The sequence below is a fragment of the Amycolatopsis sp. NPDC043887 genome, from assembly GCF_056435665.1.
In genome coordinates this window covers 81,267-94,166 of the sequence record NZ_JBWKEB010000026.1, presented here as the reverse complement: position 1 = coordinate 94,166, position 12,900 = coordinate 81,267, and the positions used below count along the sequence as shown (strand labels likewise).

General features: G+C 70.5%; 13 protein-coding genes. 1 reads left to right on the top strand and 12 read right to left on the bottom strand.

Translation table 11 applies throughout. The features are described 5' to 3' along the window. Positions 1–149: 149 nt before the first annotated feature. From AC069H_RS40395 to AC069H_RS40350, 10 genes are all read right to left on the bottom strand, one after another. Positions 150–590, bottom strand: coding sequence for an SRPBCC family protein (locus tag AC069H_RS40395; RefSeq protein WP_478235841.1), 441 nt, complete (start codon positions 588–590; stop codon positions 150–152). Between the two features lie 95 nt (positions 591–685). Next, a complete protein-coding gene (locus tag AC069H_RS40390) occupies positions 686–1,309 on the bottom strand; it encodes a hypothetical protein (protein ID WP_478230382.1) in 624 nt (207 codons plus the stop codon). A 143-nt stretch (positions 1,310–1,452) separates the two neighbouring features. After that, positions 1,453–1,998: a hypothetical protein gene (locus AC069H_RS40385; protein WP_478235840.1), complete on the bottom strand. Its 546-nt coding sequence runs from the start codon at positions 1,996–1,998 to the stop codon at positions 1,453–1,455. 100 nt (positions 1,999–2,098) lie between these two features. Beyond that, complete coding sequence (locus AC069H_RS40380) at positions 2,099–2,755, bottom strand: response regulator (RefSeq protein ID WP_478230384.1); 657 nt, start codon at positions 2,753–2,755, stop codon at positions 2,099–2,101. After that, a complete protein-coding gene (locus tag AC069H_RS40375) occupies positions 2,734–3,804 on the bottom strand; it encodes a histidine kinase (protein WP_478235839.1) in 1,071 nt (356 codons plus the stop codon). Before AC069H_RS40375 ends, AC069H_RS40380 begins: the two co-directional genes overlap by 22 nt. Beyond that, positions 3,797–4,900, bottom strand: a complete 1,104-nt coding sequence (locus AC069H_RS40370) for a sensor histidine kinase (RefSeq protein ID WP_478235838.1) — start codon at positions 4,898–4,900, stop codon at positions 3,797–3,799. The genes AC069H_RS40375 and AC069H_RS40370 overlap by 8 nt, the downstream gene beginning before the upstream one ends. Positions 4,901–4,908: 8 nt before the next feature. Then, complete coding sequence (locus tag AC069H_RS40365; protein WP_478235837.1) at positions 4,909–5,937, bottom strand: hypothetical protein; 1,029 nt, start codon at positions 5,935–5,937, stop codon at positions 4,909–4,911. Then, positions 5,934–6,833, bottom strand: coding sequence for a TolB family protein (locus AC069H_RS40360; RefSeq protein ID WP_478235836.1), 900 nt, complete (start codon positions 6,831–6,833; stop codon positions 5,934–5,936). The genes AC069H_RS40365 and AC069H_RS40360 overlap by 4 nt, the downstream gene beginning before the upstream one ends. Next, positions 6,830–8,044, bottom strand: coding sequence for an MFS transporter (locus tag AC069H_RS40355; protein WP_478230389.1), 1,215 nt, complete (start codon positions 8,042–8,044; stop codon positions 6,830–6,832). Before AC069H_RS40355 ends, AC069H_RS40360 begins: the two co-directional genes overlap by 4 nt. Before the next feature lie 15 nt (positions 8,045–8,059). Next, the gene (locus AC069H_RS40350; RefSeq protein ID WP_478235835.1) at positions 8,060–10,183 is read right to left on the bottom strand and encodes a metallophosphoesterase; all 2,124 of its coding nucleotides are present in this window, start codon (positions 10,181–10,183) and stop codon (positions 8,060–8,062) included. 193 nt (positions 10,184–10,376) lie between these two features. Between AC069H_RS40350 and AC069H_RS40345 the strand changes: the two genes are divergently transcribed. After that, positions 10,377–11,285 carry a helix-turn-helix domain-containing protein gene (locus AC069H_RS40345; protein WP_478230391.1) on the top strand — a complete coding sequence of 303 codons (909 nt, stop codon included), beginning with the start codon at positions 10,377–10,379 and terminating at the stop codon, positions 11,283–11,285. On the opposite strand, the gene AC069H_RS40340 is transcribed toward AC069H_RS40345, so the two are convergent. Further along, a complete protein-coding gene (locus AC069H_RS40340) occupies positions 11,286–11,933 on the bottom strand; it encodes a TIGR03943 family putative permease subunit (protein WP_478230392.1) in 648 nt (215 codons plus the stop codon). It abuts the gene before it with no gap. Then, entirely contained in the window at positions 11,930–12,892 is a 963-nt protein-coding gene (locus tag AC069H_RS40335; RefSeq protein WP_478235834.1) for a permease, read from the bottom strand. Before AC069H_RS40335 ends, AC069H_RS40340 begins: the two co-directional genes overlap by 4 nt. Positions 12,893–12,900: the final 8 nt, after the last annotated feature.

Here is a 12,900-nt window from a genome sequence, read left to right as displayed (position 1 = left end):
ACCTGGGACGAGAGCGGCGACCCTGAAGGTCCGTGAAGGCCTCCTTCACTACCTTCAGGGTAGGCAAGGAGGCCTTCACGGACACATGATCAGCCCCAGCCAAATCCAGTAGGTACCCAAGACGCTCTTGGCCCTGACCCGAACCGCACTCACGAGGCCGGAAGCGCTTCGAGCGTCGCCTTCATCGCCGGCACCAACTCGTCGCCCATCTTTTCGAACTCCCGCTTGAGGAACGGGTCCGCGAGTTTGGCCAGGCCGTGGAACTCGATGGTGGCGTGGTAGCTGACGGTCGTCGCGCCGTCTTCCTCGGAGATCGTCAGATCGTCGGTGGACGTCGCGGTCTTGTTGCTGCCGACGAACACGATCCGGTCCGGCTCCAGCCGCTCGAGGCGATAGGTCAGCTCGGTCTTCTTGCCGCGGAACTCGGACACGTTGTGCCATTGCGCTCCGACGGCGATCGGGCCGGTGTCGATACGGGTGCAGGACACGGTGCCGGGGTCCCACGACTCGGCGTGCGCGAAGTCCCGCAGGTAGCCGACGACGGTCTGGGCGGGGGTTCGGACGGTGATCGTCCGGTGCACGTGGACCATCACGACAACGGTACGCAGGAGAACCTGGACCCGCAGCGTGGTTGCGCGTGAAGGCCCCCGTCCCGAGGGAAAGGGGCCTTCACGCGCTGATGGGCTTACTTCTTCCAGACGATCGGGTCGTCCTTGTACCCGTCACCATCGTTGAACTCCGCGCCGCCGACCTCTCCGCCGTCCCTGATGGCCTGGAGCTCACAGGTCTCGTAGGTCGCGCCGGCGGTCTTGAAGTCCTTCTTCGCCGACTCGGACTGGCAGTTCGGGGTCTCGCCGGTGATGATCACGCCGGTGCTCTTGTTGTTCGGCCCGACCGCGCGCAGGCGCACCGTGCTGTAGGTGAGGTCCGTGCCGCCGACGTTCTCCACCGACATCCGGATGTACACCGGCGTCATGCCCTTGGCCTTCTCACCGTAGGAGGCGAGGTCTTCCTTCGGGCCGAGCTCGATCGCCTTGACGGTGATCGCGATGGTGCCGGACTTGTCGTTGCCGTACTTGAACGGGACGACGGCGCGCTCGCCGACCTTGAGTTCGCTGCCGGGCGCGGTGGCGTCCGCGTTCGAGACCGGGACCGTGCCGCTGGTCGCGGGCGAGGACGCCGCGGCCGACGTCGGCGCGGGCGACGGGGCGGGAGCGGGGCTGCCGCCCTCCTCTTTGCCGCCGCAGGCGGAAAGCAGCAGCGCGGCGGCGCAGCCGGCGGCGGACAGGGCGATGCGGTCGAACTTCATGGATCTCCTCGGACTCCCCGCCGAAATCCTGCTCCGGCGTTCTCGCCACGCACCGTAGTCGATGAGGGAGTAAGTCGGTGTGGGCCATTCGCACCACGAATGATCACGAATCGGTTACGCTGTTCGGCTCAATGGGGAGGTGTTCACTTCTTCCAGGTGACGGGGTCGTCCTTGTAGCCGTCGCCGTCGACGAATGACACGCCGCCGACCTCGCCCCCGTCCTTGACGCCTTCGGTGTCGCAGGTCTCGTAGATCGCGCCCGGCGTGGTGAACGTCGCCGGCGCCGTCTCGCCTTTGCAGGCCGCGGTGCCGCCGGCCATGATCACCTTGGTGCCTTTGCCGTTCGGGTCCACCGCGCGCACCGACACCGCAGTGTCGGCGAGGTCCGTGCCGCCGACGTTCTCGATCACCATCCGGACGTACACCGGAAGCGATCCCTCGCCCTTGTCCTTGAACTTGGCGAGATCCTCCTTGGGGCCGATCTCGACCGACTTGACGGTGATCGCGATCGTGCCCGACTTGCCCGCGTCGCTGAACGGGACGACGGCGCGTTCGCCGACCTTGAGCTCGCTGCCGGGCGCCATGGTGCCGTCAGCCCTGACGGTCTTCCCGCCCTCCTCGCCGCAGGCGGAAAGCAGCAGCGCGGCGGCGCAGCCGGTGGCGATCAAGGCGGTACGGGCGGACTTCATGGTTCTCCTCGGACTCCCGCCGAACCTGTACCGGCGTGCTCGTCACGCACCGTAGCCGCAACCGGAGGCGGTGCCTGTGGTCCGTTCGCGCCACGCCCGATCACAAATCGCTTACGCCGATCAACCCGTCTTGGATCGCCCGCGCGACGAGTGCTGCCTTGGTCGGGGCCTCCCTGCCGATCTGGGCGTACTTGACCCGGATCCGCTCGAGATGCGAGTTGACCGTGTTCGGCGAGATCCCCAGCCGGTGCGCGACGAAATCCTTCGACTCGGACTGGAACCACTCGATGAGCACCTCTGTCTCGCGCGCGGAGAGGGCGGGACGCCGCTCCGAGCGGTCGCCGGCCATCGCGCCCGCCAGCGACGGCGGCGTGTACGTCCGGTCGGCCGCCGCCGCGCGCACGGCTTCGACGATGTGTTCCGCGCCTTCGGACTTGGTGAGATAGCTGAGCGCGCCGAGTTCGAGACACTGCAAGACCGTCTCGTCGTCGGCCCGCATCGAGTAGACGACGACGCGACGGCCCGCCTCGGTGAGCCGCCGCAGATCGCCCATCGCCGGGGTGGTGCTGTTCAGGTGCAGGTCGAGGATGACGACGTCGGCCTTCGCGCCCTCGCCGATCCACGCGGCCCGTACGTCTTCGCCCTCGGCCACCACGGTGACCGGTGGGGTACCGCAGGACAGCCAGTGCACGACCCCGGCTCGCACGGCCGGATGATCGTCGACGACCACCGCGGTCAGTTCGGTCGCGAACGCCATTTCGCCTCCATCCACGATCGTTCTCCCAGTGCGTGCCATTCGACGTCGACGGCGCCCGATCCGTTCGCCGTCGGGCCGGGTTCACCGTCCGTGATCGCGGCGACGCGGATTTCGTCGTCGGTGCGCAGGACGCTGACCCTGGCCCGCGTCCGGGCGGCGGCCAGCGCGGTCATCAGCGGACCGGTCAGATCGCGGCGGATCGAGGTCGGGACAGGCGCCGCTTCGCCGCTGACCGCCAGCGTCACGGTCAAGCCCCGCCGCTCGGCGAGATCGACGCAGGCCGAGACCTCGTGCAGCAGCGGGTCGGGCACGTCGTCGTTCTCCGCGAACAGCCGCCGCAGTTGCGTGGCGGCGAGCGCGCAACGCCGCCGGACCGCGTCGTCACGCGGGTCCAGGGTGTGGTCGGCCAGTCCGGCCAGCAGCGGCAGGGTGGCGCCGAGCTGCCCGGCGAACCGGCTCCGCTGGTCGGCTTCCCGTTCCTCCGCGAGCGCTTTGCGGTGGGCCTGCCGGTCGCGTTCGGCCGAAGCCTCCGCGGCTTCGCCAGCCCGCCGGTTGACGACCCTGATCAGCGCCAGCGTCGCGACTTGGAAGGCGAGCACGCTGAGCCCGGCGATCACGACGCTGCCGATCTCGCCGCGATCGGTGGGCGCGGCGCCGATCTGCCGGACGAAGGTGAGCGCCATCTGGAGGACGAGCGCGGTCATCGCGACAGCGGGGCGGTCCAGCAGCAGCACCAGCAGATGCCAGCCCGCGAGACCGGACGCCCAGTCCTCGTCACCGAGGAGCCGGTCTGGGGGCAGGGTCCAGATGGCGACCGCTGAGGCGGCGAGGACCACGATCGCCCCCGCGAGCGCGACCGGCAAAGGGACCGGCTTCCAGCGCAGCACCCACCACGCCGCGACGACGAGTACGCCGGCGAGCGCGGCGAACGCGACCCGGCCAGGGGTGTCGTCCAGCCGGGGCAGGCTGAGCCCGAGCTGGATCGCCGCCGTCGCGAGCAGTACCGCGATCCGGCAGCCGCCGAGCACCCGGTCCGCGGTCTCATTCATGCGGCCACACCAGTTCCACCGTGGTCCCGGCCCCGGGCGAGGAGGTCACCTCGGCCCGGCCACCCGCCGTGGCCATGCGTTCGACGAGCGAGCCCCGGACGCCTCGCCGCTGGGCCGGGGTCTTCGCCGGGTCGAAACCGCGGCCTTCGTCTCGGATGGTCACGCGCACCCCGTCTTCCACCGTGAGGCGGGCCTCGCCGACACCGGCGTGGCGCTCGACGTTCACCAGCGCCTCGCGCACGGCACGGACCAGCGCGAGCGCCGCCGACGCCGGGATCGGCGCGACCGGAGACCAGCGCGTCTCGACCTTCACCGGGCTTTGCGCGAGCACACCGCGCAACGAGGTTTCGAGGTCGACGACGCTGCCGGGCCCGGATTCGCCGGTGAGGATCGCGAGATCCCGGCGGGCGTATCCGGCGACCTCGGACGGCTCCGTCGTTTCGCCGCGCTGGGCCACCGTGAGAAAGGTGGCCGCGGCCGTGTCGTGCAGGACGGCCAGATACTCGCGTTCCTGCAGCCGTCGTTGCACGGCAAGGGATTCCTCCCGGGTCAGCCGGGCCTGGCGCTCGCGCAGATCGTCGATCCGGCGCGTGGTCCGCGACAGCAGGAGGAAGGCGACCCTGGCGAGGGTGGCCTCGATCAGCACTCGCACCACCACCGACAGGCCGTCCTCGAAGCCGAGAGGCACCACTTCGATCGCCAGCAGGCAGGCGATGGCGGGCACGGTGACCTTCGGCGGCCACTCCCACTGGAGGGTGATCGCGGTGATGGTGAGGACGTTGAGCGCCCATTGGTTCAGCTCGCCCGCTTCGGGCGCGGTCAGGAACTGGGTGCCGCAGATCGCCGCGGCGCGCACCAGCGTCAGCGCGAACGCCACCGGCCTGCCCCGGCCCGTCTTCCCCACGAGGTGCTCGGCCACGGCGGTGACCATGGCCAGCGCGAGCAGGCCGAAGGCGAGCGGGAGCGCCCCGGACGGCGTGGCGAGTGCCCCGAAAACACTGATCACCAGCAGCCCGGCGCCCCTGGCCGGCCCGGCGAACCGGCCGACCACCCGCGAGAACTCCGCTTCGACGGAGGTCTCACGATCGGACGGCACGGCAGCAGTCAAGCAGATGCCTTGAGCGTGCGCAGGTCCAGTACCTGCCAGGTCAGGGATTCGTTCCCGCCCTCCGACCACCAGACGAACGGCCCTCGCGCCAGGACCGTGCCGAACTCCGCCGCCAGGTCGGCCATCCGGCCGGTGGCGGTGTCGTAGAGGGCGAGCACGCCGCGGTCGTCGTCGACCACCACCGCGTACTGGTCGAGCACGACGACGTCGCCGAACGCGGGCCGGATCCCCTTCCCGCCGACCCGTCTTCGCTCGGACCCGTCGGGTCTCATGAGGTCGAGCCGCGCGGTCCCGCTCTGGCGCAGTACCTGGACCCGGCACCAGGACGGTGTGCAGTCGACCAGTTCGACGCTCTGCCCGTCGACCTTCGTGACGCGGCCGTCGCGGAGGTCCACGAGTTCCGACGGTCCCGCCTGCTCGACCGCCGCCGCCGTCGCGAAGGGCCATGCGGTGAGCGCGTACTCGCCGGGCAGCGGAACCCGGGTCACCGGGCCGCCGGACAACGCCACCGTCCGCACCTCGGTGGCGTCGCCCCGCACGGCCGCCCAGCCGGCCTTGCCGTCGTGCACGACGAGGTCGTACTGGGAGTCCAGGAGCACGACCCGCCCGGTGTCGGCGGTGACGGGAACCGGGTCCTCACCGTGTGGCCCGGCCCGCCACAGCGTCCCCGTCCCGGTGATGTCGGACAGTTCCAGCCACACCAGAGCCTCCGGGGACACGGCGAGGACGAACCGGGGCGAGCCCGACGGCGGGACTTCGCGGAGCACGCGATCTCCCACCATGAGCCGGACGACGTCGTTCGCCCGCGTCACCCCGGCGGAGATGCCGGAATCGAGGAACGCCAGCGGGGTGTAGGGAGCACCGGTGACGGCGTTCGCGGTGATCCGGGCGTCCGGCCAGACGTCGGTGAGCGCGGGGACGGCGGGAACCTCGGCCTCGGGAGCGGGCCCGGGCAGGACCACCACGACGACGGCCGCCAGCGCGGCGAGTGCCAGACCCGTGAGGGTGCAGTCGCGCGGGATCACCGCACCACCGCGGGGGAGGAAGCACCCGCGCGGAGGAGCGCGGGCGCTCCGGTGCCGTCGGCGGGTACCGCGTAGATCGCCTTGTCCCGGCCGTAGGCGACGGTCCGGTCGTCGAGCCACTGCGGCTGGTCGTCCAGATGCGCGGGGTCGGCGAGCGGGACATCGCGGCCGTCGGCGAGGCCGAGCACGTGCAGCCGCCACCGGTCGCCGTCACGGAACTTGTAGGCGACGCGGGTGCCGTCCGGGGAGAGCGACGGGCATTCGACGTTGCGCCGCAGGGAAGTCAGTGTCCTGGTACGCAGGTCGCCGCGAACCAGCCAGGTGCCACCCGCGGACCTGGCGGTGGCGTAGAACGTCAGATCGTCTCTGGCGAAGGTCACACCCCAGTAGTTCAGGTCCGCGGCCGGGTACGGCTTTCCGTCCACGGTGAGCGCGAAGTCCTCCAGTGAGCCGTAGTGGTTCCCTGTCGCCAGGTCGAAGATCCCGGCGGTGGTGGAGAACGTGCCCACCCCGCCCAGATAGGAGTCACCGGAGCGGAACACCGTCCAGCCCACCAGCCGCCCGGAGGGGGAGACCCGGACTCGGGACGGCAGTCCCCATTCCGAGATCAGCCGGGGTTCGGCTCCGGGTTTCGTGACGACCAGCTCGGCCTGGTCCGGTAGCGCCGTCGCGCGCAGGCACGCCATGGTCCCCGCGGCGACGTCCACCCGCTGACAGGAGGGGCCGACACGGTCGTCCTGCCGGACCCGGCCCGACTCGTCCACGTACAGCAGGCCGCCGCGCGCGAGGTCCAGCTGTTGCTCCGCCGCCGCGTCGCCGGTGCGAAGCCCGACGAAGACCGCCCCGGCCACCACGATCAGCACGACCGCCGCGACGCCCACCCAGGTCCGCTTCATTTGATCCTCGTTCCGGCCACTACCGACACCAGCAGCACCACGGCGAACACCGCGAACGCGGGCCGCAGCGCCGTTCCGGCCGCGAGCGCGCCGAACAGGACCGCCCCCGTCGCCCTGGCCAGTGCTTGTCCTGTTTGGACGATCGCGAGACCGGTGGCCCGCAAAGGCTCCGGTACCAGCGGTGCCGCGTGCGCCATCAGGACGCCGTCCGTGCACGCGTAGAACACGCCGTGTGCCGCCAGGACGACCGCCGCGACGAGCCATCCGCTCGCCGAAGCGGCCAGGACGACGTACGCGGCGAGCAGGACGACGTGGCCGGCGAGGAACACCTTCCAGCGGCCGAGCCGGTCCGCGAGCCGTCCGACCGGGGACGCCAAGGTCATGAAGGTCAACGCCGTCGCCAAGGGCAGCAAGGGAAGCGCCCCGGGTGGCAGTCCGGCGGATCGCTGCACGCCGACGAACAGGAACATGTCGCCGACCGTGCAGACCCCGAGAAGCGCCGCGGCCAGGCAGGTGCCGCGGAGCCCTGGCTGCCGCAGCAGGGCGAAACCCGCTCGCAGCCGTACGCGCGACCGTTCGACCGTCCCGGCGGGGGCACGGACGAACACGGCCAGCACGATCACCGCGATCACGGCGAGGCAGAAGCTCACCCCGAACACCGCCGGGTAGTCGCCGACGAGCACGGTCAGCAGGCCGAACGCGACGATCGGCCCGAGCAGCGCGCCCGCCGTGTCCATCGCCCGATGGACGCCGAACGCGCGGCCAAGGCCGTCCGCGGGGGAGGCGAGGGTGATCATCGCGTCCCGCGGCGCGGTGCGGATGCCCTTGCCCGCGCGATCGGCCCCGATCACCAGGCCGATCGCGCCGAGCGAGGACCCGGCCGCGGGGAAGGCGAGTTTGGTCGCCGCCGAAAGGCCGTAGCCCACCAGGGCCACGGCCTTCGGACGGCCGAGGCGGTCGGCGACGAAGCCGCCCGCAAGCCGCAGGAGCGCCGTCGCGCCTGTGTAGAGCCCGTCGATCGCACCCAGCTGCAGGTAACCGACGCCGAGCCCGTACACGAGATAGAGCGGCAGCACGGCGGTGACCATTTCGGCGGACACGTCCGTGATCAGGCTGACCACGCCCAGACCGATGACGGTGCCCGACACCGCGTGCTTGGCGCGGCCTCCCGGCCGGGCCGGGTCAGCGGAGCGGATCGTGGAGAGGTACATGTCCGCCTTCCCGGGCTACGCGGTGACGCGCACGTCGTCGACCGCGGACTCCCACAGCGACGCGGTACTCGCGTCGGCCGCCTCGACCAGCAGGCGCACACTGCGCCCGGCGAAGGACGACAGGTCGGCCGTCGCGGTCTGCCACACGCCCGCGACTTCGGTCGCGGAGCCGAGTTTCTCGAACACCGTCGTCGGCGTGGTGCCGTCGAGCACGCGGATGCGCAGATAGTCGGCGGAGGTGGCGTTGTCGCCGTGCGCGAAGGTGTAGGAGAACGTCAGCTTCCCGCCCGCCGGCACGGTGAACGACGGCGAGGCCATCGACGAACCGCCGCCGTCGAGGTCGTTGGCGCCGTACGCCGATCCGGCCAGCCGCCCGGTGACCAGGCAGTTCGCGCCGCTGGTCGTGTCGCCGCGCTGCTTGATCTGGTTGCTGTACGTCGACGTGGTCTGCTCCGGATCGCCCCGTTCCCACTTGCCCGAGGTGGCGGTGTCCGCGCCGGCCGCGTTGAGCTGCCAGCCCTTGTCGGTCTCGAAGTCGTCCGCGAACGCCTCACCGCCTGCCGGACCGACGCTCACCGAGACCTTCGCGGTCTGGGTCGTGGAGCCCGACGACCCGGTGACCGTGGCGGTCGCCGAGCCGGTCGCGGTATCCGACGCGGTCAAGGTCAGCGTCGCCGTCGCGCTGCCGTTGGCGGGCGGGGTGACCGACGACGGCGAGATCGTGCCGGTCACTCCCGAGGGCAGGCCCGAAACCGAAAGCACGGTCGCGGAGCTGAAGCCTCCGGTGCTGCCGACGTTCACCGTCACCGAGGCCGTCCCGCCCGGTTCCACCGACACCGACGACGGGCTGGTGCCGACGGAGAAGGCGGGGGAGGAGACGCCCTTCTTGCATTTGCCGGTCGCGGTGTCGGTGAAGGTGCGGCCCGATACCGGCACGAAGTCGCTGCGGTAGTCCGTCGCGCTCAGCGTCAGCTTCCCGACGCCGAAGGTGTTGGTGTTGCCCGCTTCCTGCACGGCGGCGGACGACTGGTCGAAGTTGTAGTAACCTCGGCCGCCGGTACCGATCAGCAACTCGCGGACGCCGTTCACGTCGTCGCGGGTACCGTCCGGCCGCGAGGGCGCGTACCGCTGGTAGTTGTGGTCGTGGCCGACGACGATCAGGTCCGCCTTCGCGTTGTAGAGCGCCTGGAAGAACGGCCTCACCGACGTGTCGTCCCCGTGGGAGCCGCGGCTGAACCGCGGATGGTGGAAGAACGCGGCCGTGCACGGTTTGGTGCTCGCCGCCAGATCGTTCTTCAGCCAGGTCTCCTGCGCGGAGCCGGTGCTCCGGGTGATGTTGGAGTTGAGCGCGACGAAATGCCAATCGCCGACGTCGAAGCTGTAGTAGCCCTTGCCTCTTTCACCGGCGCGCGTGCCGAAATAGTCGAAGTAGCCCGAGGCGCCGGAGGTGTTGTACTCGTGGTTGCCCGGCGTCGGATAGGTGATGGATTTGAACTGTCCGTAGTAGGGGTCATAAGTGTTCTTGTATTCGGACAGCGTGCCCGAGTTGTACGCGTTGTCCCCGGCCAGAATGAGCGCCTGCGGGTTCATGTTCTTGATCAGCGGGGCGGTCTGGTTGCACGAAGACCCGCAGACGTCGCCGACCGCCGCGACGGTCGTGGTCGCCGAGGCGAGAGGCCGGTCTCCGGCTTGGTAGGCGTCGATGGCGAAGCGGCTGGCGGGGTCGGACAGCGCCGCCGCGACTCGCACACAGTCGCCTTCGAACGCGCGGGTGTGGAACGCCTTGCCAGGCCAGTTCCGCGCGGTGAGCGTGAACGCGCCCGCGCGGCTGCCGGTGAGCGTCACCGAGTCCTCGCCGCGCAGCGAAAGTTCCGTGAACCGGACTCGCAGCCACTGCGCGCCGGGTGCGCAGACGGACCGGGTGGCCATGGTGGACGCGCCGGCACCGGAGACCGAAGCGGCGCCGGCGGTGACCCCGGCCTCGGTCAGTTGTGGAACCTGATCGGCCACTTCGGGCGCGGCGGGTGGCGCGGCTCCGCCCGCTTGGGGTTGCGCGGCGACCAGGAAGGCCCCGGCCGCCAGCGTGGCGGTTGCGACGGCCAGCGTACGGCGGCGCCATCGTCTTGTGCTTGAGCGCATGGGAAATCATCCTCTTCGATCATCGGCGGGAGGACGTGCGAGTCGTCGGCGATTCGGGGATTCTTCCGACGATTCCGACCCTAATCACGGCCGGAGGAGGGTCAACGAAAAGTCGCCGGGACGCTGGATAACTCTGAACGGGCCCGGTTCACCCGACGAAAGTCGGGCGTTCCGGACGGTACGCTGCGCCTTCATGACGAGTCTCGCTCCGGCGGAATTCGGTGCCGCACTGCGCACCGCGATCGAACGCAGCGGGCTGAGCCTCAGCGAGATCAGCCGCCGATTGCGCGCGCAGGACACGCCGGTCAGCATCAGTGCGCTGAGCTATTGGCAGAATGGCGAAAACCGGCCGGAACGGGCCAGTTCCCTCGCCGCGGTGACCGCGCTGGAGACCATTCTCGGCCAACCGCCGGAAACGCTGACCGGGTTGCTCGGCCCGCGGCGCCCCCGCGGCCGCGGGACGAGCCGCACCGGCGACGCCCTGCCCTACGACCAGGTGTGGCGGCGGCCGGAGGAAGTGGTGCGCGCACTGGCCAAAATGGACGCGACGCCGGACGAACTCGATACACCGCACCGGATTTCGCAGAACGTGTGCTACCGCGTCGACGGGCACGGGCACCAGGAATCGATCCGGGTCCGGCGGCTCGTCCGCGCCGATCACGACGGCACCTCGCGGTTCGTGTTCGTGAGCCGGTGTTCCAGTATCACGCAGCCGCCCGTGGTGCTGTTCACCGAAGGCTGCCGTCCGGCGCGGTTCCGCGCGGACGTCCCGTCGTCCACCTGCGTCTTCGAATTCGCGCTCGACCGGGCCTTGGCCGCGGGCGAACTGGCCTCTGTGGAGTTCGGGGTCCGGTTTCCGCCGGGACAGACCAACCGGCACGCGCAGATCGCGCTCTACCGGCCCGCGCGGGACATCGTCGTGCAGCTCGCGTTCGACCCCGGACGGCTGCCGAAACGCTGCACCGCGTTCTTCCAGCCTCGCAGCGGGCTGCCACGCGAGGAGCGCGGCGAGGCGAGATTCGACAGGGCGACCAGTACTTTCCAGTTCATCACCCTCGACCCGCTCCCCGGCCAGTACGGGATCCAATGGAGCTGGGCCTGACTATTCGTAAGGACGTTCGGGCGCGGCCACCGGTACGACGTTTTCGACCGTCAGGAACGGGATGCGTTCGCCGTTGACGGCGTCCACCACGGATCCCGGCCGGAACGTGCCGGTGACCTCGATCCAGGTGTCGGGCGCGCTCGGGACCTGGCCGTCCAGCACGACCTTCACCGGGCGGCCGTCCGCTGCGCAGCACGTCAGGATCATCCGGACGAGCAGTGACGCGCCGTCCGGGCCGGTGGCGGTGAAACCGGTGAGCACGACCCTTCTCGCACCGAGGGACCGGCCCTCGTCGAACACCGCGCGGGAGGCGTAGTCCAGGACGGTCACCTTCACCGGGTCGCCGTCGGGCAGTGCCGGATATTCGTCGGATCGGCTCAGCGCAGTGCCCGCGTTGCCCGCCGCGTAGCTGCCGAGCGGCTGCGGGGCGACCAACAGCAACGCGAGAACCGGAAGAGGGAGCAGCCAGGCCACTTTCGGATGACGATGGCGGTTCGTCGCCGCCAGCACCAGGACCAGGAGACCGGACGCGAGCAGGAACGGCCACAGCCCTTCCTTGACATAACGCAGGTATTGGCCGGTCAAGCAGACCTTGACCACGGCCGCGCCCAGCAGGAGCAGCACGACGGTCGCGGCGGTCCGGTTCACCAGAGCACCGTCCCGGTCACGACCCCGCAACCGAGCGCGACCACGAACGTGGCGGGCGCGAACCGGGCGGCGAACCGCCTGCCGAAGGTGCCGGCCTGCATGGCGAACAGCTTCAGGTCGACCATCGGCCCGACCACGAGGAACGCCAGGCGGGCGGTGAGGGAGAACTGGCTCAGCGAGGCGGCGACGAAGGCGTCCGCTTCGCTGCAGATCGACAACAGGACCGCCAGCAGGGACAGCGCGAGGACACCGAGCACCGGATGGTCCGCGACGGTCTGGAGCCAGCGGCCGGGGATCAGGACGTTGAGCGTCGCGGCCGCCATGGCACCGATGACCAGGAATCCGCCCGCATGCACCAGGTCGTGGCCTGCCGCGCCGGCGAACGCCCGCCAGCGCGGGCCGTCGTGGGCGTGCGCGGGCAGCTTGATCCACTCCGTCCGGCCGAGGCCGAGCCACAGCCAGCCCATCACGACCGAGGCGGCGAGCCCGGCCGCCGCCCTGGCGAAGACCATCGACGGCTGATCCGGGAACGCGATCGCCGTGGCGGCCAGCACGACCGGATTGAGGGCGGGGGCGGCGAGCAGGAACGCCAGCGCCGCCGCCGGGGTGACCCCCTTGCGCACCAAGGCGCCGGCGACCGGGACCGAACCGCATTCGCAACCCGGCAGCACCATTCCGGTCGCCGCGGCCGCCGGAACCGCGAGAACCGGACGTTTCGGAAGGGCTTTCGCGAAGAATTCCCGCGGCACGAAGACCGCGATCGCGGCGGAAAGGGTCACCCCGAAGACGAGGAAAGGAACAGCCTGGAGCACGATCGAAACGAAGACCGTCGTCCAGGTCTGCACGATCGGCGTGCCGAGGACATCGTCGAGCGGGCCTCGGACCAGCAGGACGAGAACGAGAAGGCCCGCGAGCACTTCCACCGAACCGGCGCGCCTGCCCACTCCGGTGTCCGTCATGTGGCGAA